Raw genomic sequence first — 22258 nt, forward strand, 5'->3', positions numbered from 1 at the left:
GTGCTCGCTACGCGCTCTGCGTATTCCATTGTTTTTGCTCTCGTTTCTGCCTGCGGGAACACACGGTTGACAAGCCCCATATCCAACGCTTCCTGCGGCGTGTATAACGCTCCTGTTATGTTCATGTCAAGTGCTTGTGAGAATCCGACGAGACGTGCAAGTCTCTGTGTGCCGCCAGTTCCTGCAAGAACACCGAGTGAGATTTCCGGAAGTCCGATGTTGCCTGATTCATCTCCCATGAAACGGAGGTCGCAGGCAAGCGCCATTTCAAGACCGCCGCCAACTGTGTGGCCTTCCAGGCACGCAATGTAGATCTGCGGCGAACGCGCAATTTTATCTAGTGTTTCGTTGCAGAACAGGCAGAACTGTGTTTTAAAGCGCGGTTCTGCCGCTTTTAGGAAATTAATATCAGCCCCAGCGGAGAAGAATTTTGGCATGTCGCTGACCATGACCACTACTTTAATTTCTGAGTCAAATCGGATCTCGTCAATGGCTTCATTCAGTTCTCTGTAGTAATCAAGCGTGTAAGAGTTTGCTTTATTTACATGAAGATGGATTTCCGCAATAGCACCTTTTTTCACGACGGATAAGTTTTCTTTTTTCGTTTCAATTGCTTGACTCATAGATTGTTCCTCCTGTCAGATCATTTTATATTATGTTTTTATAACTATTGTTCATAATACGTAATATAATACAGAGTGAATAAAAAATCAAGCGTTTATTTGACGATGTTTAAAAAAAGATAATATATTTTCATTTGAATTAAATACCGAATAAATTCAACGGTTTTTCACCAACATACGAAACGACACTTTTTGTTTCTGTATAGAGATTTAATGTTTCAACAGCCAGCTCCCTGCCAAAGCCAGATTGTTTATACCCACCGAATGGTGTACCAGGAAATGCAGAAATAGGTGAATTTACCATGACAATTCCTGCACGGATCGCCGCAGCAATCCGATGTGCTTTCCCATGATCTTTCGTCCAAACAGCTGAGCCCAAACCGAAAATGGTGTCGTTTGCCTGGCGAATGACATCTTTTTCATCAGAAAATTTGATGATGACAACGACCGGCCCAAACACTTCTTCCTGTGCGATTCTCATTTCGTTTGTCACATTTCCGAGAATCGTCGGCATATACCAATGTCCATTTTCAAACTCACGACCTTGAGGGCGCATGCCGCCGTATAATACTTCCGCCCCTTCTTCTTTGGCTATTTGAACATAGCCATCGATCACTTTTTCGTGCCCTTCCGAAATGACAGCGCCCACATGCGTCCCCTCAGCAAAGGGGTCGCCTACACGAAGTTTGTCTGCTTTTTCCACAAATTTTTCTACAAACTCGTCGTAAATATTTTCATGCACAAACAGACGGGAACGTGCTTCACAAGACTGTCCTGTATTGTAGAAGATCCCGTACAATGATCCATTTACTGCCCCTTCAATATCACAATCGTCGAATACAATGCTCGGGGATTTCCCGCCAAGCTCCAATGTGATTCGCTTCAAAGTACCAGAGGCACGCGCCATAATATCTTTCCCTGTATCTGTTTCACCTGTAAACGCAATTTTATCGATGCCAGGGTGCTCTGTCATAAGAGGACCAATCTCAGTGCCGCTGCCAGTTAATACATTTACAACCCCAGCCGGCACCCCTGCTTCATGACAAATTTCCGCCAGCATAAAAGCGGTAATGGGTGTGTAGCTTGCCGGCTTTAAAATCACTGTGCATCCCGCAGCCAATGCAGGAGCTACTTTCCATGCCGCCATCATGAAAGGGTAATTCCAAGGGATAATTTGTCCGCACACACCAACAGGTTCTTTAAGCGTATAGTTAAAAAAACCGTTCGGAACCGGGTTTACATCTCCTTTTAACGTCAGAGCAGCAGCAGCGTAAAATTCAAAGTCTTCAATTGCCTGGCCAATTTGCCCCTTTGCCGCTCCTACAGTTTTTCCGCTATTCAATACCTCCGCTTCGACCAGCTCATTAAAACGGCTTTTCATAATACTGGCGATTTTGTTTAACAATTGAGCTCTTTTCGCCGCGGTAAAACGAGGCCATTTCCCAGTTTCAAAAGCTGCTCTTGCCGCCTCAACCGTTTTATCCAAGTCTTCTTTTGTCGCTTTTGCAACTCTGGCAATCACTTCTCCTGTTGCCGGGTTATGTGTTTCAAAATATTCTCCACTGCTGCTGTCTACATACTCACCATTAATAAATAACTTATATTCTTGTTTTACCGTCATTGTTACTGTCATCATAATTCCCCCTTAAAGTTTTTCAATAATAAGCGCCTCTCCTTGCCCTACACCGATACACATTGCCGCTAAGCCATACCGGCAATCCGTTCGCTTCATTTCATGAAAAAGTGTCGTGACGATCCGCGCCCCACTGCAACCGAGTGGATGGCCGAGTGCTATGGCACCTCCATTTACATTCACTATCTCTTCCTTCAATCCTAGTTCTTTTATACAAGCAACAGACTGTGAAGCAAATGCTTCATTTAATTCGACCAAGTCGATGTCCCCAATCGTTAATCCGGCTCGTGCCAATGCTTTTTGTGTCGCTGGTATTGGTCCCAGCCCCATATAGAGAGGGTTAACCCCAGCAACAGATGACGATATGATTCTAGCCATCGGTTTTAAGCCAAGTGACTCCGCTGTTTCTCGTTCCATGATTAACAGGGCGCTAGCTCCATCATTTATTCCTGATGAATTGCCTGCAGTAACTGAGCCGCCTTCTTTAAAAGCTGGTTTTAAACTGCTCAACTCCCCAAAGGTGGTGTCAAAACGGGGGTGTTCGTCTTGAGAAAACGGAATTGAACCACCTTTTCGCTGAGGAATATCGATCGGGACAATCTCATCCTGAAAACGGCCTTTCATGATCGCTTGTTGCGCTTTCATCTGGCTATTCAACGCAAATTGATCTTGTTCCTCACGTGAAATGCCGTACTTCTCAGCCACATTCTCCGCTGTTTCACCTAAACTGACCGGGGGGAAGCGTTCCCCCATTTTTTCATTCACCAGCCTCCAGCCGATTGTCGTATCGTGCATCGTTACATTTCCACGTGATGGTCCAAGCTGCGGCTTAGGCATGACATAAGGAGCGCGCGTCATACTTTCAGTTCCTCCCGCGATAAACACATCTCCAATCCCTGCCTTTATATTAGACGCCGCCATACTGACCGCTGCCAGTCCAGAAGCACAAAGACGATTAACCGTGATACCAGGGACCGTTTCTGGAAGACCTGCCAGCAAGAGCGCCATTCTTGCTACATTCCGATTATCTTCCCCTGCCTGGTTTGTACAGCCGAACACAACGTCTTCAACCAGCGACGGATCAAGATCCTGTCTATTCAGTAATTGTCTAATGACGTGCGCGGCTAGATCATCCGGACGCACACTTTTCAACGATCCGTTAAACTTCCCAATGGGTGTGCGTACCCCGTCGATTATGACAGCTTCTTTCATTAGATCAATCCTCCTCTCCCATGACGCATCATTTTTTTATGTTTCATAAAAACCTTTACCGGTTTGTTCACCGAGCCAACCCGCGTGAACCATTTTTCTGATCAGCGGGGCTGGGCGATAACGCTCTTCACCTAAGCTTCTATGAAGCCCCATAAGCACAGAGTACACGTTATCAATCCCAACTTTATCTGCCCATGCGAGAGGACCCATTGGATAATTTGTTCCTTTCATCATGGCGATGTCAATTTCACTAGCACTTGCAATACCTTCATTTAATGCAAAGGCAGCTTCATTAATAATGAGGGATAAAATTCTAGGAAAAACCAATCCCGCTTCATCTTGAACAACTTCCATTTCCTTATCGAATTCGCTTAATAAATTACTCACTTGATCGAGGTATTCTTCATCCGTTTGAAGCGCGGGAGCAACCTCCACTAAAGCGGCTTCTTCCCATGATCCTAAAATGCCGAATCCAACCAATCTAGATGGGTTATTCAAAAAAGAAGCGCTTTCAGTGGCAGATATACTTAATACAGAAGAAAGAATAAGGGTACTCTCTTCTACTGCCGCTTCAATCATTTGCAAATTCGCCTTCTTTTTTTCTAGATCCAGACATGTGGTTTCAATGACAAGATCAACGTTCTGACGCTCTCGCTCCAGCTCCTCCTTCGTAGCCAATCGAAACCCCTTTTTCTCTATGTCCTTCATGATCGAACCGGCGATCATTTCTGAACCGACAACGTACAATGTCTTTTGATCGGTGCTAGGCTTCATAATTATAAAACCCCCCGCCTGATTTCTTTCCAAGAGTGCCTGCTTGAACCTTTCTCTGCTGGTCATAACTTGGTCGAAATCTGCTGTCACCGAAAAATCCACCATATACTGATTCTGTCGTAGTGTAATTAATATCAATGCCGATTAAGTCCTGTAATTCAAAGGGACCCATCTTAAATCCTCCAGAAACCTTCATGATTTTATCAATTTGTTCTATGGATGCCAGTCTCTCATTAGAAATTTTTAAGGCTTCATTGTAATATGGCCTCGCCACTCGGTTCACAATAAAGCCAGGTGTATCTTTACAAGTGACAGGAAGTTTGTTTACCAGTTCCCCCAGATCAACCAATAGATCAATCGTTTGTTGGCTTGTTTTCTCGCCTTTCACAATTTCAACAAGGGGCATAAGAGGGACCGGGTTAAAAAAATGCATACCTGCTACCCGGTCCGGACGATTCGTAATACTCCCAATTTCTGTAACAGAAAAAGAAGAGGTATTCGTCGCTAGAATGGTATGTTCACCACAAACTTCATCCAATTTCTTAAAAATCTCTTTTTTTACATCGATTTTTTCAGGGGCCGCTTCAATGACAAAAGCGCAGTCCGCCATCTCTTCTAGTTTTGTTGTGGGAAGGATATTTTTTTTGGCATCTTCGCATTCATCTTCCGACATCTTCCCTTTTTCAACTAACCGATCAAACCGGCTATGTATGCGCTTTATATTTGAAGAGAGTACATCTTTTTCAACATCAAATAAAAGTACATTCAGTTGATGTTTTGCTGTGATTTGAGCAATGCCGGAGCCCATTGTACCTGAACCGATAACACCTATACTTATGTCTTTCTTCATTTCACACCTCACCTTCTTTTAGATCCGTTTCTCTCCACTTAATGAATTCAAATGCACTGCTGCATTCATGACAATAAAACTGGCGAACAAGCTGCGCTGATCCAAATGAAGACATTAGAGCAACATCTTCTGAATCGCAAAACGGACAATGTGCTTTATCTTGTTCCTTTACCATCAGGATCACTCCCTCCACTATCCAACAAAAAGTAATACGTTTTTTTATTAACCGTAGTTATAACATAATATTAATTCGTCTCATTTTTAATGTCAAGAGGAATCTAAATTTTCAAACTAATTTGTATATAGATAGATATATATGAGTTTATTTATATTTCAACAAATGGATTGACAACGATATTTTCATCATATTATCATTACGTTAATACGACGAAATTTTTCAAAACATAATTGTTCAATAAAATATATGGAGGAGTGTTTAAATGGCCAGTTATACGATTGTGGAAAAAGATACATGTATTGCGTGCGGGGCATGTGGATCTGCTGCTCCTAATATTTTTGACTATGATGATGAAGGGATTGCTTCTGCCATATTAGATGGAAACATGGGAATTATTGCAATAACAGCAGATCTTGAAGATGATCTAATGGATGCTTTCGAGGGATGTCCTACTGATTCCATTCGAGTATCGGAAGAACCATTCGAAGGAAATCCAAATAAATTTGAATAATCGCATTGAACATCCTGTGAAATGGGCTTCACAGGATGTTTTTTTTACAGTTTGTCTTTTTCATCTTGCGGTCATTTTTGATATCGCCGTTGGTTCGAGCAGTATTGCATCTTTTTTCACGTCATATAAACCATACGGAACTAAGCGGAGCCCCGGCAAAAAGTCACACGTTAAAAATAAAAGCGTATATAAAATATCATGAAATGGGAAGCCACGTTCCTGAACAGCGGAAAGCAACTGATCATGAAACGCTGCAGCTGCATTAAAAGATGGATCAGTAGTCATCATTCCTGTCAATGGCAGCGGAATCTCCAATACAATCTCGTCTCCATCAACAATTACGATACCCCCGCCTATTTCATGGGCTCTTGTTGCTGCTTTTGCCATCGCTTCTGGATTTCTTCCGACAACGAGCAATTCAGTCGTCGTATTATACGTGGACGCCATCCCATCTAAATCAACCGCAAACCTCTCTAATATTCCTTTGGCCATCCATTCCCCATTTCGGTCAATTAACGCAGCCTGCACTAATCCTTCATGCCTTGATAGATCCGCAAATCCATTTACACTTGGAAGTTCGGTATCTTTTCTTTGTGTAATGACATTGCTGCGAAAATATACAACTGGAATAGGCTGATCCTCTAATGGATGGGGATACCGATAAAGATCAGGGTCTTCTAGTACATCTTTCGAGAAGGCAAATGGCTCTCTTGCCGCATATTTTCCCCAATTAATATCAGGCAGTGACACTTTCAGTTTTCCTTGCTCGGCTGCAATTTTCCCCGCAGATATCACAACATCCGGCTGAAAATGAATGAGATCAGGCAAGATGAGAATGTCTGCGCAGCGTCCAGGTGAAATCCCGCCGATATAATCATCCAGACGCAAATAAGCCGCAGCATTAATGGTGACCATTTGTATCGCTGTCATGACAGGTACCCCTAGCTCCACAGCCTGTCTGATGAGTCCATCTACAAATCCTTCCTTTTCAATAAAGGATGGGTGCGGCCCGTCAGTCGTCATAAGAATTCTGCTTGTATTGACATGACCTTCAGTTATGAGCTTGCTTATTTCAGCTAAATCTGGTCGAAGAGAGCTGTTCCGAAGTGTTGTCCACATTCCTAATCGAAGACGATCCAATGCTTCTTGCGATGTAATGGCTTCATGACATGCACTAACCCCGGCGGCCACAATTGAGTTCAACTTTTCATACGAACACCCTGCCGTATGTCCATCTGCTACTTTCCCGATTTCTTTCACAACGTCCATAGTGTCGATTAAAAAAGGATCCCCTTTATATAATAGAGGCCACCGAGTGACTTCTGCCGTTCCCACTACATCATCAATTTTTAATAGATCCTGTACATCTTCTTGATTAAACCAATCTCTTTCTCCTGGATAATCTGCTTGCGACACTAAACGAACCAGCCAGAGAAAATTTCCCGGGAGCTGTCTTAAATCAGCCAGCATTTCTTTAAATCCAGCCGCTCCCATGTGTAAATAGAAAAATAAATTGTCATTCACTGTTGTGGTGGTGCCAAGCGGCAGTACCTTCTCTGTTATACTTACCGGATTATAAAACACCCATGGATGGGCATGAGCTTCTATAAAACCGGGTGATACGTATTTCCCACTCGCATCAATGACATTCGTGTTTGCACCAATGGATGCTTCACTTTCTCCAACATAAGCAATAGAATCCTGATACACAGCTACATTTTGCTGCAAGAATTCACCGGAATAGACATTGATCACTGTTCCCCCTTTTATAAACAGATCAGCGTGCCGGCGCCCTTGTGCTACGTCAATCAGTTCTTTTCTGAGTGCCTTTAATTTCATTTTTCATCTCTCCCATCCTTTAATATCATCTTTTTTTAACAACCGTCATAATAACATAATAAACATAATTTTCTCAATTTTGCAAAACTTATTTATTATAAAACGAAAGAGAAAATCAGTTCTTTTTTTAAAATTATGTATCAATTTACATTCGCTATTAATCTCGGAAGTCGATACTGTAGACATTGCAATTAAAAAGAAAGCTACTTCTCCCCATCGAAGAAGTAACTTTTTATAATTACGCATCCAGCAGCATTCTTTCAGACAGCTGCTCAAACCATTTTTCATCACTTGTCTGAATAGCAAGGTCAATTAAGCAATCCCAATCGTCTTTTATAAGTTCCACTTCCAGCTTTTCAACGCGATCTACGGTAAAAAGTTTCGGTGTCGGTTTCACCCAGTATGTTTTATCTCCAATAAATTCAGCTACTTTTGTGATAAATACCTTATTCCGCTCAAAAGAAATATTTTCAACGAAACCGATCACATAGTAGTTTTCAATTTTAGCGCGAATCCAATCCCCATTTCTAACCATAAGATTATTCCTCCCTAACAAAGTAAACGCTTTCACCCTTCTGTTTTAATTTCATTCCTTTAATTGCATCAAGCCTTTTGATTACTTCCATCATTTCCAATCGAAGTGCTGTATACTTATACTATATTTGTTCTTGCACAAATCTATTCTTATTTCTATCTTTAATCGGTTTCTTTTTAATCTTCTCATATGTGTATTGACCCTAATGCAGGGGTTAATCTTCGGTCCGCTTAACTTCCTTCATTTCGTTTAATTTCTTCGAATTTGATTCTATGGTCAATGGTTTGGATTTTGAAGTTAAGCGAATATGTTCCTGTAATCAACGACTTTAAATAATAAATAAATTTTTTTCGTCCTTTTTCTTCGGTTGAACTAATGAGCAAAGAAAATATGATAAAAGAAATAATCAATGAATCAAAAGCTGTGATTGTGAAGTTGAAAAAGTGATTTCACAAGGAACAGAACATTCAAGGCTGCCTGTCGCTATCCTGGGTGCTGACCCTGTTGGACTTTCTGGTGCGGCACACCTTATTAATCATGTTCTATCAATCGTGATCTTTGAAGCTGGCAAGTGTGGGAGCTAATATTTAAAAAGGGGCCACGTAAAAGTGTTTTCTCCTGGAAAGACAACATTGGCAAAGTGGCAAAACAATTACTTTGTGGTCATTGATCCCAATATTCAAAGTTGCGGTACCGTCCGTCCTAAATGGAGAGAAAGAATTGAGACAGCCTGAAATAGATTTTATATTGCTATTGGCTTACAGGCTACGAAGTTAGATCGATTACACCCGCTCTTGCAGGATGCTGCACGTAATGTGGAACTTGAATTGCCGGAAACCGGGGTATGCAGTATAGAACTTAGAAATTGCTGTGAAGACAAAGTCTGAGTAGTGTTTTCAATAAAAAAAATCTGACCTTTTGTATATTATTTTTTCAACAGGTTATAATAAAAACAACGGACTTGTAGCTCAATGATCAGAGCAGCCAATAGCCCCTGTATGATGAACTATTGTGTATCTTGTGGGTTCAAATCCCACCAAGTCCGTTACATTTAATCCCGCCCATCTTTAACAGGCACATATTCGAAACGTTGTTCAATTTCTTCCCGGTTACAGTTAGGAATCCAATCGTTATACTTAGAATTTAGATATTCCCGCAACTCTATATTTACTATTTCCAGCCTACAGTAAATCCATCAAAAATTTATAAATCCCTGTATAAAGTCGGGAACCATAAGAATTGCAAGAGAAACTAATAATCCTGCTCCTATACTAATTTTAAAAACCGTATACTTTTTTAGTCATCACCTATTCATCTAGTTTTAAATGTACCAATCATGGATCTAAATTTAAAGAAACCATTCACCCTGAGCAATCTTTTCTACCCTGCCTCCTACATTTACACTGATTTTCCCATGATCATCACTAGCTTTTAAAAATAATAAAGAAGGTCTTTTAATCTCATAACCTTGTTCAACACGAATGTTAATTTCACTTTTTCCAAAATATCGGAATTTCACTAAGTAAGAGGCTAAACAGCCATTTGCACTTCCGGTAGCGGCGTCTTCAGGAACGCCATAATAGTCCGCAAAGTCTCGAACATTTACATCATTTTCAGAATGATATGCTTCTGGAGAAAAAACCATTATTGCTTTTGCATCTGTATGTTCAATAATCTTAAAGTATTTTTCTTTATTTATTTTTACTGCCTTCACAGCTTCTAACGATTTCAAAGGTACAATAATCACTGGAAGACCTGTTGAAACTTCCTGAATAGGAAACCGATCATCTATGTATTCTTGATCAATACTTAACACATCACATACGTTCGTTTTATCAAACATTTGACCAAAAGCTGGTTCATTTTGTTTCATCCATAGAGTATTTTCTACTGTATCGAACGAAACGGGTGTTTGTCCCGCTTTAAAATTTAAAATAAGATGATCCAATGGTTTTTCCAATAATTCGTTCTGAATAACATATGCAGTTCCCAAGGCCGGGTGTCCTGCAAAAGGAACTTCTTCGTTAGGTGTAAAAATACGAACGTCAAAACCACCATCTTTTTTTGTATTCGATAAAATAAAAGTAGTTTCGGAAAAGTTTATTTCTTTGGCTATTTGCTGCATTTCACTCTCAGAAATGTTTCCAGCATCTTTAAAAACTGCCAGTTGATTTCCCGTATATTTTCCCTGTGAAAAAACATCTACAATAGAATACTGAATTTTCCTCATACGTTTCTCCCCCGTCCATTTAATGTTCCACATTAATATACCATTTATTTCATTTTATTTTAAGTTAAGCGATGCAATATGCTTCTCCTATCCTTTCATCCCGAATTCTTTATTGATAAATACCAATACATATTAAAAGCCATTTACGTTATAAAAAATTTTGTGGAATTGTCTTAGAATTGGCATTTAATGATCGAACTGGATAAATTCGTTCGGCTTGTTTTTGATATACTCACCGATCTTTTTTTAAAAAAGCCGGAGAGATTTCATGAAGGGCAGTGTTCAGCGGACTTGCGCTAGAAAGAAGATCTGAATCATTCTCAGTGTCAGGAAAAGAAACATCAAACTGGTCAAAATTTCTCGGATGATTCCTTGCTATCAGAATCCGATCCAATTCCCCCAGAATTTGCAGTAAGTCCTCTGCTCCAAATACCGCAGCCCGACTTTGATTTCCGACCATGCTATAAAATAGGCATTCCATCCTCCAGTGAATCGAGCACTATTCTCTTCATTTTCACCAACAAAGCATCATCGCCTCTTCTTGAAAATTATACAATAATTGGTGTTTTTGGTTGACAGAAATTAATTCTGATTTATAGTAAGTATTATACTAACTACTAAAGGAGAGAGATTAAATGGAGGAGGTTTTAAAAGAACTTCAAAAACTGGGGTTTTCACAATATGAATGTAAAGCATATATGGGCCTGTTGAAAAATTCACCTGTAACAGGATACGAAGTGAGCAAGCGTTCAGGCGTCCCCCGTTCCATGATTTATGAAGTATTAGGAAAGTTATTGGACAAGGGAGCAATCTTTACAGTACCATCAAACCCGATCAAGTATTCACCACTTCCTGCTAAAGAATTAATTCACCGATTGCGGAAGAGTTTTGAGGATTCCTTTTCTTTTCTTGAGAAACATTTATCGTCATTAGAAAACGAGCAGGAAACAGATGTGATTTATCGTGTAAATAGTGATGAACAGGTTATATCAGAAGTCGTGAATTTGATTGAAAGAGCAGAAGAAGAACTATGGCTGTCGATTTGGAAACCACAGGTTCCATTTATTAAAGAAGTAATTGATAAGCGCGTCAATGATGGTGTACAGGTGTTTTCCATGCTTTTTTCTGAGCCAAATATTCAAATCGGCATAACGTACCACCATGATTACATGACCCCGGAGATTTCAGAAAAAAGAATGGGTGGACGTTTAACCATTCTCGTTCGCGACCAGGAAGAAGTGTTAATTGCAAATTTTGCCCCAAATACTTCTGCATGGGCAGTCAAAACAAAAGATCCAGCACTCGTTCTGGTAGCAATGGAATATATCAGGCACGATATTGCGTTTGGAGAACTAACAAAGGAAGTCGGGGACAAAAAAGCAGAATCACTCTGGAGAAATAATCCAGATTTATTTTATGTCGTTACAGGTAAACGTTTTCAATAAACAAAACCCTCATTTTTGTTTTTCATAAAAGGAATTCTCATACTGCCGTAATAGTAAGGACAACAAATAACCGGAATGCTAAAGTACTGATACTTTGCAACAGAAAGGAATGAGAAGCGTGTCAACGCATATTATATCTGTCATTGTAAAAAACCAGCCCGGTGTTTTAGCTCAATTATCTAATTTATTTGGCGGGCCAGGCTATAATATCGAAAAAATAAAGGCTAAAAGTTATAAAAGCTCGGACTTCACCAAAATTAAAATTGCGGCGACCATTGGAGAAGAACAGCTGGAAAGTGTATTGGGACAGGTGAAGAGTTTGTCCCCTGTGATAGGCGTTGATGCGAACGTTCAACGGCGTTTTTCGTTCTGGCTCGTTGCTTACTGTTTGTTTATTACGTTACTTGGAACCAACCTTCCTGCCCCTCTTTACGCCATATACCGTGCAGAATGGCAATTAACTTCAGGTATGATGACATTGATGTATGCCCTCTATGCATTGGTTGTCATTCCTACAATTATCACAGTAGGTCAACTAACCAAGTTAATTGGAAGAAAAAAAATGCTTCTTATAGGTGTTTTCTGCTCAATTTTAGGATCATTGGGCTTTGCTTTCTCTGATGGCGTGTATGAACTGCTTATGTCTCGTCTTTTGCAAGGCTTGTCCGTCGGGATTTTAAATGGGGTAGCCGTTGATGCAATGACAAGATATCATGACCAGCAAGATAAAGTGAAAAGTGCATTTACTGCTGCGATCGCCGGAACGTTTGGAAATGCATTAGCCCCTCTTATTTCTGGTTATCTTGGAGAATATGCACCATATCCAATGCAGCTTTCTTATATAACGCATATCTCACTTGCAATGGCTGGAATGGTTGGTTTATGTTTTATTTTTGATAAGAAATCTGCACCGGATCGCCCGTTTTCACTTCAGCTGCCAACTATCCCTAATCATCTACGGGAACCTTTTACTTTATCGGCTTCAACATCCTTCCTGTCCTGGGCAATAATGAGTTTAATGTTGTCGGTAATGCCTGCTTACCTCAATCTTTTTGTCAATACATCGAGTCTTAGTCTATCGGGAACAATGGTTGCTTTAGTTTTGGGGTTATCGACAATACATCAAATTATATTGCAGCGTCAACCTGCGTTTCGAATGGTTACAATCGGAAATATTTTTTTGATTCTCGGTTTACTCGGTATGCTCATTACCTTATTTACTAACTCGTTATTTTTTCTTGTTTTGACGACAGTTTTCATTGGATTAGGAAACGGGCCAGGTTATGCAGGCAGTTTAGTTTTTATCAACCAGGCAGCATCAGATGAAGAGCGTACGGGTATCATTTCCTCCTTTTTTGTTGTGACCTATTTAGGCATTAGTATTCCTGTCCTTATTCTTGGCTTTATTGGACAATCGGTGGGTCTAGTCCAAGCGATTGAATGGTTTGTTGCCATCATGATAGGATTTATTGTAATAAACCAATTTTATTGGATGCGTAACAAAAAAAAAGAATAATTAATGCTGCTAGGGAAGAAATATGTTGATTAAGTCCATTTTCTCGTGAGTGAAAGGAATCTTTTTCATTAGATCTGTCTAGTGGTAAAAGAGTGAGTCCGCTATTGGATATCGCTCTTTTTGTTACTATTTAAGATAAAACCGGGACAGATCGTTCAATATTTTCAGTGAGAGTGAAAATATAACTAACTCTCCACTCATAAATGCTTTAGCCAGTTATGTGTAAATAGGACTAAATTTCTTATTTACGTAAACTTTTTTTAAAAAAATTTTTGAATTTTGCACGCTATTAACTATGATCATTATTTTATAACGAATCATACAAATCACTAGTGGTGAATAAAAAAAAGCTGAAATATCCATATTGGCAAGGTTGGTACCGATAAGCCGAATTCAACAGGTAAATATCAAATCGTTCCAAAAAAATCTAAGGAAAGCTTGTCTTCAAGACAATCCGATAAGTTGCTACCAGAGTGTGAGATTTTATTATGGATCTCTGCTATTACGTTAACGACCATATACATCTGATGATATGTTAGGAGTATCGGTACAAAATAAAAGAGCGTTACACCTTTTCATAACAAGGTGTAACGCTTTTTTGAGGTATACTGTTATATCCTGTCTAATATTTTATGTTTATAATTCATCTCTTCCCTCACTCTGTCATTAAATAATATTTCTTTAAAATGCCCATAGTAATGTTTTTAGCGTCTGTACTTGTTCCAGCAATATTCGCAGCAAAACTATAGGCCTGATTTTCCGTTTCTATAAAGCCGACATACCAGCCTAAGCCTGAACCTTGCCCTGTTTTTCCGTAAAGGGTATAGTGATCCCCTTCCTTCTGTATCATTATCCGTTTAACGGTTTTCATAATATCCTTGTCAAATGGCAAGTTCTCTTTATACAGTGTTTCCATAAATTCTGCTTGTTCTTTTGGAGAAATTTTGAGTGAACTGCTTAACCAAAACTGATCAATCCCTCCACTAATATCTTCGTTGCCATACGAAATATCTTGAACCCATTTCTCCATTCGATTCCCTCCAATGTCGCGGGCCATAGCTTGATAATACCAAACGACAGAGTTCCTCATAGCTGACCCAAGCGTGTGATCTTGGTTCCAGACCGCAAGTTCTCTTTCAACACCATCCCAATATTTAATGTGGTATTCATCTTTTACAGCTCCTACCTGTAACCCAATAAGTGAATTAGGCACTTTAAACGTTGATTGCGGTGCAAACTGTTGATTGGCGCGTTCATTGTTATAGACGAATGTTTTTTCATTTTTCATATCACGCAATACGAATGTGCCGTCATGGTTCTTAAAGAATTCATCAACTTCGAGGTTTTTAACATTCAGTTTGCTTTTGGCAGCATTCGCTTCACTTGTTGGTTCGACATTTGCAATTAACAAAAGAGCTCCACCAATCAATGATAAAAAAATCGCAAAATATTTTCGTTGTCTCATATTCAATTCCCCTCGCTAAAATGAAAAATCTGTAAATTTAAGTAATAGAAAGACATAAAAGGCACTGCCGCCTCAGCCCGCTTTTTTATATACTTATCAGTCCGCTTGATCACCTTCAAAATATGCTTTCATAATACCTTGTCCAATCTTCTGGCTGATTGGGTGGGAGTTTGTTCTGGCATTTGGCACGACTACTGAAAAAGCGACTTCAGGATTGTCGTAGGGAGCATATCCAACCAGTGTTAAATTGTTCGTCGGTTTATCTGTATACGTCTTCCGTAATTCAGGGTCATAGTAAAAGGATTCTGCTGTTCCCGTTTTACCGGCTATTTTGTAGCTTTTGTATGGCGGTTTATTGAAATAGAAGGAAGCGGTTCCGCCTTTTTCATGAAACACCTTGCGGAATCCTTCCTGCACGCGTTCAACCATTTCTTTATCCATGTCGATGCGATTCAGATAAACTGGTTGAACGCTTTGGATAACGGCCCGATCTTGATTTTCTAACCCTGGTTCACGAATTTCCTTCAGAAGGCGGGGCTGCACCCTGTATCCTCCATTTGCAATTGTTGATACGTATTGAGTCAATTGCATGGGCGTGTACGTATCATATTGGCCTATCGTGAAATCGAGCAAATAGCCTGGTGATTCACCTTTACCAATATATCCGCCCGCTTCATTCGGAAGATCGATTCCTGTCTTAATTCCCAGACCAAATTGATTGAAATAAAAGCGAAATGTTTCCAAAGCTTTCGAATTAAACGGCAGCTTCATGTTTCTATGGTAGGTATTTCCAATTATGCTCATAGCCGTCTTGAACATATATACATTGGATGATTGCTTTAATGCCGTCTGGTCATTAACCATTCCCATCGTCCATACTGACTTCTTGACTGGAGTGCCCATCAGATAGATCGGCTCATCCAGAAAAGACTGGCCTGGCTGGATGGCACCCGTCTCATACCCGGTAAGCACTGTCGCCCCCTTAACGGCTGATCCCATTTCAAAAGACGAGTTGACAGTGCCAAGGGCATAATCGGCCGCTTTCCACTTTCCGTTGACTTCTTCAATCTGTTTTCCGGCCATAGCCAGTACTTCTCCCGTTACGGGATTCATCATAACGACAAAGGCCTTTTCCAGGAATTCTCCCCCGCCGTGCATCTTGGCATCGATCAATTCAGCGGTAAGGATTTCTTCCACCTTCTTCTGTAGATCTATATCAATGGTCAGAATAAGGTTCTTACCCAGCTCACCGGCAGAAGTCTTGTAGGTTCTGATAACATCACCATTTCCGTTTGTTTGAATTTCCGTCACGGATTTCGAGCTTCTGAGGAGATCTTCATATTGGTATTCCAACTGGCTTTTTCCTACCCGGTCATTTCTGCTGTACCCCTTTGATAAGTAATAGTCTAAATTCTCCTTCGGAATACCTTCCTCCCGCGATGAAGTGCTTCCTAATACAGAAAGGAAGGTTTTCCCATACGGGTAACTCCTATCCCAATCGGTCAAAATATCCACTCCAGGAATTTCATTCAAAGCCTCACTCACTCGCGCTATTTCCTCATTTGTTACATGTTCATCTTTGATTGGTTGAGGAGTATAGGCAGAGCCTTTCTTCATTTCTCTAAAAATGGCGAGAACCTTCTTTTCGTCATTTCCGATTTCTTTTAAGTCGGATGGATCAATCCGGTCCAGCTGCATTTGATAACGCTCCTTATCTGTCAGCGCTTGGCTCTGCTGTTCCTCGTCTGTCAGCTTCATCCGCGCTTTCTTCGGACGTGTTGAGATCCAGTAATCCTTCATGTCCCGTTCTGTAACTTTGTCTGTCTTAATCGATATATGCATGGAGAGTTTCTTCGCCACTTCCAGCATGTCCTTGTCCGAGTCATTTTCCGTTTTAATATAAACAATGGTGTTTGACGCTTCATTATCGACAATCACTTGATTGTTCCTATCGTATATTTTTCCTCTTGGAAGGGGATATCTCACTTTCTTCACATTGATGCCATTCACTCTTTTCTCGTACATTTCCCCTTCAAAGAGCTGCACATAGGCCAGTCTGAAAATCAGAACGTCAAACAATACAAACACAACTGTCAGAAGAATATTCAGTCGGCTCGCTGCCATTCGTTTTATCTTTTTAGACTTACGCACTCTACCACCTTCCTGTCCCCCGCTTCTTTCCGAGATTTTTTAGTTTCGCATGGCCATCCTGACACTAGCAGCACCGACAATGCAGAATAAACTGAGTGTAAGAGGCTGCGGAAAAATACTGTATATCAAACTGCTCACAATCACCGGCATAACACTGATCGTGCTCCTTCTGTCTCTCCACTTAATCACGTTGTACAACTCCTTTTCATTAGAACCAGCTCATAGCAAATCCAAGAAAAATCTCAATGACCGAAGGATCCTTTTATTCATTCTCAGTCAAATACCTATCTAATACAGGTTTTATTTTCTTAGTCACATAGTGGCTTCCTCCGCGATTTTTCACATCCTCCACAATAGCTGTCAGTAAGATGGATGGACTCTTTGTATCAAACACGACGACAAAGCCATTCTCCTTCCCGTCTTCGCCCTTCTTGCTCTTCAGCTCAGCGGTTCCCGTCTTTGCAGCGAGTACCTCTTTTGCTGTGTTGAGGTTATGGGCAGTCCCGCTGTTGCGCTCGACTACCTGAATTAAGGCATTTTGGACAGTTGAAGCAATTTCACTGGAAATGACGGATTTTCGGACAGACTCATTTTCATCAGTAACTAAAACAGGCATCACCATATTTCCGCCATTTACAAACGGTGTGAACGCAGTCCCTAGATGGACAATTGACATCAGAACTTCACCCTGCCCATAAGCAGAATCAGCGAGCAAGACTTCATTGTCGATACCATCATTGGACAGCTGGCTCTTTTTCAAATAAATCGGCAGCTGGAAATCCTCTTGGAACCCAAATGCCAATGCATTCTGCTCAAACTTGTCCGCTCCCATTTCCAGGGCTTCCTGGGCAAAATAGATATTATCGGAATAAGCCAGCGCATCCACCATGTCCACCGGATTTGCCTCCTTTACGCGGGTGACAAAATAACCTCCCCAACTGTTGTCTTTCTTCCACTGCAGGCCGGATATTTCTCGCTTTTTCTCCGGGAATGTCGTTCCGCTGGCGAGCCCGGAGGCAGCGGTAATTGCCTTGAACGTAGATCCTGGTGCATACAGACTGGAGAAACGGCTCAAGAATGGAAGCTTTGGATTTTTACTGTATGCTTTCCACTGCTCCTCTGTCATACCGCTCACCATTAAATTCGGATCGAAGGATGGATAGCTGACGAGCGCTAACATTTCCCCGGTTACCGGATGTATCGCTGACACCGCGCCGGCATCATGCTTCATCGTTTCATATATGTTACTTTGCAGTGCAGCATCGATCGTCAGATGTATGTTTCTGCCATTGATAGCTTCCACTTCTTTAAGAGTGTTTTTCAGCTTGCCTTCCTCGTCCTTTATTTGAATAATGCCGCCCTTCTTTCCCCTCAACTGCTTCTCATACACTTGTTCCAGCCCGGTCTTTCCAATGTAATCGCCTGACGTATATTCATGGCCGGCGTTCTTTTCGATGTCTTCACTCGTTACTTGTTTTACATAGCCAATCAGATGAGCACTGCTTTCGTTTTCAGGGTAATACCTTATCCTTTTCGTTTGGAAAAGAACACCTGGGAGATCCTCATCGATGCTTTCTGGGTGAAAGTTTACAGGCATGACCGCAATCGGGACAAAAGTATTTTTGGTCACCCATTTTTGATCCAGCGCCTTTTGAAAGGTTTCTTCCGGAATGTTGAAATAAGTGCTTAGCTTCTTTATGCCAGCTTCGTTGAATTCTCCAAGCTTTCCTGGGATGATTCCCATTTCGTACACATCTTTCTCTAGGGCGAGCGGGGTTCCATTACGGTCAAAGATTGTACCCCGCCGCGGCAAATAGGTCTGCGTGCTGACTTTATCTCCTTTTTCCATCCCGGCGAAGATCAAAGACGGATTCCATTTCACTTTCCATACCTTCCCATCATCCGTCTTTTCTTCTATAAAAAAAGTTTGATAGGACGCTGTTACTTCTCCCAGAAATGTATATATTTTTACTTTAAAACGCCCTTCATATCTTTCATGATCCTCATCGTAAAGCAGCTCCTTGGAAAGAACGTCGATTGAAGAAGCCTCGATGCCAGAAAAAACTGCAGCATATTTATCCGTAAAACTCTTTTTCGTGTAGCCGTAGGCTTCCAATTCACCTTCTGAAATGAGCTGCAGCATTTCGTCGTAGTTCTGTTCAGAAAATTGTCTGACGTAATCATTAAAAACTTCTTCTGGAGATGCTTGATTCAGTTTAAGAAAATGCCACAGAAGCAGGCTCCCGCTAGCTAATCCTAAAACCATTATCAATATGGATACTTTCTTCATATTCATCCTTCTTCCTTAACTAGACCTGATTTACATTTTTCAAAACCTATCAAAATCTTGTTCCGATAACGGTTGATAACAAGAAAATGAGCAATACAATTATCAACATTGTTCACTTCTAAATATTACAGTTGTAGTTTTTGAAAGTATTACACACGTAAGATTTGAAGTCAAGACATAATATTACAAACGTAATATTTAAAGTGACTGCTTTTTCTTCTTATTTCTTTGACTTCTTAAATGGCGAACAATATAATAAAAATATTACAATTGTAAGTTTAAGGATGGTTTATATGAAAAAGTTGCCTCAAATTTCAGAAGCTGAATTGGAAGTAATGAAAATAATCTGGAAACACCCTAATATCAATACAAATGATGTTATTGAAAAGTTGTCTAAAACGAGTAAATGGAGTCCTAAAACAATTCAAACAATGTTGCTGCGGCTAATAAAAAAAGGAGCACTGAATCATTATAAGGAAGGCCGTGTATTTGTTTATACACCAAATGTAGCTGAAAGTGACTATGTGGAAATTGAGAGTCGCAGCTTCCTAAATCGTTTTTATAATGGGGCTCTTAAGGCTATGGTATTAAACTTTTTGGAACAAGATAAGCTCTCAGATGATGAAATTAATGAGTTGTATCAAATTTTAGAAGAACGTAAGAACAGAAAGAAGGACTAACATGGGCAGCTCTTTCTTTACTCTCTTTTTCTTCAGTAATATCGTTTTGTCTGCGATTTTTTGCACCATTATATTCATAAAAAAGATTTTAAAAGACCAAATAACTGTAAACACCCAATACTATATCAGTTTGCTTTCTCTTTTGACATTGATTGCTCCTTTTATTCCTTTTCATTCTGTAAAATTAAATTCTTTTTTTCACTGGTTGACAAACTTGGGAGCAAGTAATTTAACATTGCCTGAAATCCATTATACTGGTAAAACGACAGAATCATTTGTCCCAAATACAAATTGGCTGCAAGACTTTTCGATGACCATAGAGCAATCTTCATTCAAAATGATGGATTCCGTCTTTTTCATAGTTTGGATATTAGGAATGATTGTTATGCTTATGGCTACTTTATATAGCAATCTGGGAATCGGTAAAATAAAAAAAAGCATACAAGTAGTTGAAAACAAAGAACTGTTGATGCTTTTTTATACATGTAAAGATGAAATGCATTTTCATAAAAAGGTTGTTTTAGGATACTCTTCATTAATAAAATCACCTATTACCTTTGGGTTTATCAATCCATATATCGTCATGCCAAAAGATGTTTCAATGCTTTCTACTGACGAGATGAAATATGTATTTCTTCACGAGTTGTATCATTGCAAACGCAGAGATATGCTGGCAAACTATTTCATGTGTCTCTCTAGAACTATTTATTGGTTTAATCCCCTCGTATTGTATTTCTTAAAAGAAATGAAAACAGAGATGGAGATTTCCTGCGATTATGCAGTATTAAAAACCCTAGATAAGGAATCACACCTCAAATATGGTGAGGTTATTTTAAAATTTGCATCTCTCTCGCAACGAACATCATCTTTGTTAGCAGTTTCGGAAATCAGCAGTTCATTTAAACAAGTAAAAAGGCGTGTTGTTTCAATCGGAAATTTTCAAGAAGACTCACGTCTGCTAAAGATGAAAAGTTCTTTAGTTTTCATCATTGTTCTTTCGATCATTATGATTAGTATTCCTTCTATTTCTGCATTGGCAGCTGGAAACAAAGAAACACATCCGCTTTCTTATACCAATGTAGTGTACAAAGACTACAGTGACCTTTTTGATGAACTTTCAGGAAGTGCTGTACTGTATGATTCCAAATTGAAACAGTATACTATACACAATAAGAAAGAAAGCACTACTAGATTCCCACCCGGGTCCACTTATAAAGTATTCAGCGCACTGTTTGCGCTAGAATCCGGGATTATAAAAAGGGACCATTCCCAGCTGAATTGGGATGGAACCATATATCCTTATGAAGAATGGAATCAAGATCAAGATTTATTTTCTGCTATGGAAAGATCCTCCACTTGGTATTTTCAAAATCTTGATCAACAGCTGGGCAAACGGAAATTACAGAATTACTACGAACGGATAAATTATGGAAATAAAGATTTATCAGGCAATATAAATGATTATTGGCTGGGATCCTCTCTAAAAATTTCTCCTGTTGAACAGATAGATATTTTGAAAAAGTTTTATGATAATGAATTCGCTTTTGAACAAACTAATATCCAAACGGTGAAAGACTCCTTACTTTTAGAAGAATCAAACGGAAGTCTGTTATCTGGAAAAACAGGAACAGTCGTTATAAACGGGGAAAATAGTGATGGATGGTTTGTAGGGTATGTAGAAACTGTAGATAATACTTTTTTCTTTGCCGTTCATATTCGTGGTGAAAAGCAGGCAGGCGGAAGCTCTGCTGCCAAGATAGCCCTTTCCATTTTGGAGAATGAAGGTATTTATCGACCTGTTTTCTGATAGAAAGAAAGTCTCTTTAATAGTTATATCCATTTTACTATGTGGTTATCTATATCATTGTTACTTTATAGATAAATTTAGACTAATTTTTAGACACTGTATTCCATAGAAAAGATGACATATGAAAATATAAAAGAGTGTCTAAAACTGAACTATACCCCAAATAACGCACAATAAGAGCCTTCTCGTCCATCGAATAGAAAAATATAGAGCAATTGTCAAAATGGCAGTTGCTTTTTTGTGTTTTGACCAAGCAAAAAGCGGATACATAGCCATTCTTCTTTGTTTGAATGTAGTCTTTGCTGCCTGCTGAACCGTTTCAATGATCCACTTCTCCTCCTAGTCTATTGACTTTTATCCTGGACCTTTACATTCGTGTCTCCGGTTAGCATGAAGATAACTTGCATGCATTGCGCCAATTCAGTCTAGCTCCCCTTTAAGTATAAAAAAAAGAAGAGCTTTCGCTGCTCTTCTCATTGCCTGGCGGCGTCCTGCTCTCACAGGGGGAAACCCCCAACT

19 protein-coding genes, 1 tRNA gene and 1 pseudogene are annotated in these 22258 nt (G+C 39.9%); 8 read left to right on the forward strand and 13 right to left on the reverse strand.

The annotated features are described in order from the left end of the window. The 6 genes from BTO28_RS08205 to BTO28_RS17260 all read right to left on the reverse strand — a co-directional run. On the reverse strand, positions 1 to 623 hold a 623-nt coding region (locus BTO28_RS08205; protein ID WP_233129846.1), incomplete at its 3' end, for an enoyl-CoA hydratase/isomerase family protein. 139 nt (positions 624 to 762) lie between these two features. Continuing rightward, positions 763 to 2256, reverse strand: a complete 1494-nt coding sequence (locus BTO28_RS08210; protein WP_408606646.1) for an aldehyde dehydrogenase family protein — start codon at positions 2254 to 2256, stop codon at positions 763 to 765. 12 nt (positions 2257 to 2268) lie between these two features. After that, the gene (locus BTO28_RS08215; RefSeq protein ID WP_076765120.1) at positions 2269 to 3468 is read right to left on the reverse strand and encodes a thiolase family protein; all 1200 of its coding nucleotides are present in this window, start codon (positions 3466 to 3468) and stop codon (positions 2269 to 2271) included. 36 nt (positions 3469 to 3504) lie between these two features. Next, a complete protein-coding gene (locus BTO28_RS08220) occupies positions 3505 to 4242 on the reverse strand; it encodes a 3-hydroxyacyl-CoA dehydrogenase family protein (protein ID WP_076765122.1) in 738 nt (245 codons plus the stop codon). Further along, a complete protein-coding gene (locus BTO28_RS08225; RefSeq protein ID WP_076765124.1) occupies positions 4232 to 5092 on the reverse strand; it encodes a 3-hydroxyacyl-CoA dehydrogenase NAD-binding domain-containing protein in 861 nt (286 codons plus the stop codon). Before BTO28_RS08225 ends, BTO28_RS08220 begins: the two co-directional genes overlap by 11 nt. Position 5093: 1 nt before the next feature. Continuing rightward, entirely contained in the window at positions 5094 to 5267 is a 174-nt protein-coding gene (locus tag BTO28_RS17260) for a PaaD-like zinc ribbon domain-containing protein (RefSeq protein WP_198936750.1), read from the reverse strand. A 265-nt stretch (positions 5268 to 5532) separates the two neighbouring features. On the opposite strand from BTO28_RS17260, the gene BTO28_RS08230 reads away from it, so the two are divergent. After that, complete coding sequence (locus BTO28_RS08230) at positions 5533 to 5781, forward strand: ferredoxin (RefSeq protein WP_076765126.1); 249 nt, start codon at positions 5533 to 5535, stop codon at positions 5779 to 5781. A 60-nt stretch (positions 5782 to 5841) separates the two neighbouring features. Here the strand turns inward: BTO28_RS08230 and BTO28_RS08235 are convergent, their stop codons facing one another. After that, on the reverse strand, positions 5842 to 7620 hold the full coding sequence (locus tag BTO28_RS08235; RefSeq protein ID WP_076765128.1) for an adenine deaminase C-terminal domain-containing protein: 1779 nt from the start codon (positions 7618 to 7620) through the stop codon (positions 5842 to 5844). A 238-nt stretch (positions 7621 to 7858) separates the two neighbouring features. Further along, entirely contained in the window at positions 7859 to 8155 is a 297-nt protein-coding gene (locus BTO28_RS08245) for a hypothetical protein (protein WP_076765132.1), read from the reverse strand. 443 nt (positions 8156 to 8598) lie between these two features. Between BTO28_RS08245 and BTO28_RS17110 the strand changes: the two genes are divergently transcribed. From BTO28_RS17110 to BTO28_RS17115, 3 genes and pseudogenes are all read left to right on the forward strand, one after another. Then, complete coding sequence (locus tag BTO28_RS17110) at positions 8599 to 8739, forward strand: hypothetical protein (protein WP_158068800.1); 141 nt, start codon at positions 8599 to 8601, stop codon at positions 8737 to 8739. Between the two features lie 78 nt (positions 8740 to 8817). Next, positions 8818 to 9042, forward strand: a pseudogene (locus tag BTO28_RS17880) (hypothetical protein); the annotation flags it as partial. Positions 9043 to 9112: 70 nt separating this feature from the next. Further along, positions 9113 to 9200 (forward strand) — tRNA-Ile (locus tag BTO28_RS17115). A gap of 303 nt (positions 9201 to 9503) precedes the next feature. Here BTO28_RS17115 and BTO28_RS08250 read toward each other — a convergent pair. Beyond that, positions 9504 to 10385, reverse strand: a complete 882-nt coding sequence (locus BTO28_RS08250; RefSeq protein WP_076765134.1) for a PhzF family phenazine biosynthesis protein — start codon at positions 10383 to 10385, stop codon at positions 9504 to 9506. A gap of 635 nt (positions 10386 to 11020) precedes the next feature. On the opposite strand from BTO28_RS08250, the gene BTO28_RS08260 reads away from it, so the two are divergent. Both BTO28_RS08260 and BTO28_RS08265 read left to right on the forward strand, forming a co-directional pair. Further along, the gene (locus tag BTO28_RS08260; protein WP_076765137.1) at positions 11021 to 11830 is read left to right on the forward strand and encodes a TrmB family transcriptional regulator; all 810 of its coding nucleotides are present in this window, start codon (positions 11021 to 11023) and stop codon (positions 11828 to 11830) included. A 118-nt stretch (positions 11831 to 11948) separates the two neighbouring features. Then, positions 11949 to 13346 (forward strand): MFS transporter, encoded by a 1398-nt coding sequence (locus BTO28_RS08265; protein ID WP_076765139.1) that lies wholly within the window; start codon positions 11949 to 11951, stop codon positions 13344 to 13346. A gap of 655 nt (positions 13347 to 14001) precedes the next feature. Here BTO28_RS08265 and blaOXA read toward each other — a convergent pair. The 4 genes from blaOXA to pbp4 form a co-directional block, all read right to left on the reverse strand. Then, entirely contained in the window at positions 14002 to 14811 is an 810-nt protein-coding gene (blaOXA, locus tag BTO28_RS08270) for a class D beta-lactamase (RefSeq protein WP_076765141.1), read from the reverse strand. A gap of 96 nt (positions 14812 to 14907) precedes the next feature. Further along, the gene (locus BTO28_RS08275; protein ID WP_233129847.1) at positions 14908 to 16962 is read right to left on the reverse strand and encodes a peptidoglycan D,D-transpeptidase FtsI family protein; all 2055 of its coding nucleotides are present in this window, start codon (positions 16960 to 16962) and stop codon (positions 14908 to 14910) included. 39 nt (positions 16963 to 17001) lie between these two features. Next, on the reverse strand, positions 17002 to 17151 hold the full coding sequence (locus BTO28_RS17120; protein ID WP_158068801.1) for a hypothetical protein: 150 nt from the start codon (positions 17149 to 17151) through the stop codon (positions 17002 to 17004). 73 nt (positions 17152 to 17224) lie between these two features. Further along, on the reverse strand, positions 17225 to 19252 hold the full coding sequence (gene pbp4, locus BTO28_RS08280) for a penicillin-binding protein PBP4(5) (protein ID WP_158068802.1): 2028 nt from the start codon (positions 19250 to 19252) through the stop codon (positions 17225 to 17227). Positions 19253 to 19545: 293 nt separating this feature from the next. Between pbp4 and BTO28_RS08285 the strand changes: the two genes are divergently transcribed. Together BTO28_RS08285 and BTO28_RS08290 are read left to right on the forward strand one after the other, a co-directional pair. Then, positions 19546 to 19932, forward strand: a complete 387-nt coding sequence (locus tag BTO28_RS08285) for a BlaI/MecI/CopY family transcriptional regulator (RefSeq protein WP_076765147.1) — start codon at positions 19546 to 19548, stop codon at positions 19930 to 19932. 1 nt (position 19933) lies between these two features. Next, positions 19934 to 21739 (forward strand): BlaR1 family beta-lactam sensor/signal transducer, encoded by a 1806-nt coding sequence (locus BTO28_RS08290; RefSeq protein ID WP_076765149.1) that lies wholly within the window; start codon positions 19934 to 19936, stop codon positions 21737 to 21739. Positions 21740 to 22258 lie beyond the last annotated feature (519 nt).

The organism is Domibacillus epiphyticus (genome assembly GCF_001975785.1).
Lineage (GTDB): Bacteria > Bacillota > Bacilli > Bacillales > Domibacillaceae > Domibacillus > Domibacillus epiphyticus.

Bases quoted from the DNA above. Each gene is read 5' to 3' on its own strand.
- blaOXA (WP_076765141.1), bottom strand. From the start codon at position 14,811: ATGAGACAACGAAAATATTTTGCGATTTTTTTATCATTGATTGGTGGA.
- BTO28_RS08290 (WP_076765149.1), top strand. From the start codon at position 19,934: ATGGGCAGCTCTTTCTTTACTCTCTTTTTCTTCAGTAATATCGTTTTG.
- BTO28_RS17260 (WP_198936750.1), bottom strand. From the start codon at position 5,267: ATGGTAAAGGAACAAGATAAAGCACATTGTCCGTTTTGCGATTCAGAA.
- BTO28_RS08215 (WP_076765120.1), bottom strand. From the start codon at position 3,468: ATGAAAGAAGCTGTCATAATCGACGGGGTACGCACACCCATTGGGAAG.
- BTO28_RS08225 (WP_076765124.1), bottom strand. From the start codon at position 5,092: ATGAAGAAAGACATAAGTATAGGTGTTATCGGTTCAGGTACAATGGGC.
- BTO28_RS08220 (WP_076765122.1), bottom strand. From the start codon at position 4,242: ATGAAGCCTAGCACCGATCAAAAGACATTGTACGTTGTCGGTTCAGAA.
- BTO28_RS08285 (WP_076765147.1), top strand. From the start codon at position 19,546: ATGAAAAAGTTGCCTCAAATTTCAGAAGCTGAATTGGAAGTAATGAAA.
- BTO28_RS08245 (WP_076765132.1), bottom strand. From the start codon at position 8,155: ATGGTTAGAAATGGGGATTGGATTCGCGCTAAAATTGAAAACTACTAT.
- pbp4 (WP_158068802.1), bottom strand. From the start codon at position 19,252: ATGAAGAAAGTATCCATATTGATAATGGTTTTAGGATTAGCTAGCGGG.
- BTO28_RS08235 (WP_076765128.1), bottom strand. From the start codon at position 7,620: ATGAAATTAAAGGCACTCAGAAAAGAACTGATTGACGTAGCACAAGGG.
- BTO28_RS08260 (WP_076765137.1), top strand. From the start codon at position 11,021: ATGGAGGAGGTTTTAAAAGAACTTCAAAAACTGGGGTTTTCACAATAT.
- BTO28_RS08250 (WP_076765134.1), bottom strand. From the start codon at position 10,385: ATGAGGAAAATTCAGTATTCTATTGTAGATGTTTTTTCACAGGGAAAA.
- BTO28_RS08210 (WP_408606646.1), bottom strand. From the start codon at position 2,256: ATGACAGTAACAATGACGGTAAAACAAGAATATAAGTTATTTATTAAT.
- BTO28_RS08230 (WP_076765126.1), top strand. From the start codon at position 5,533: ATGGCCAGTTATACGATTGTGGAAAAAGATACATGTATTGCGTGCGGG.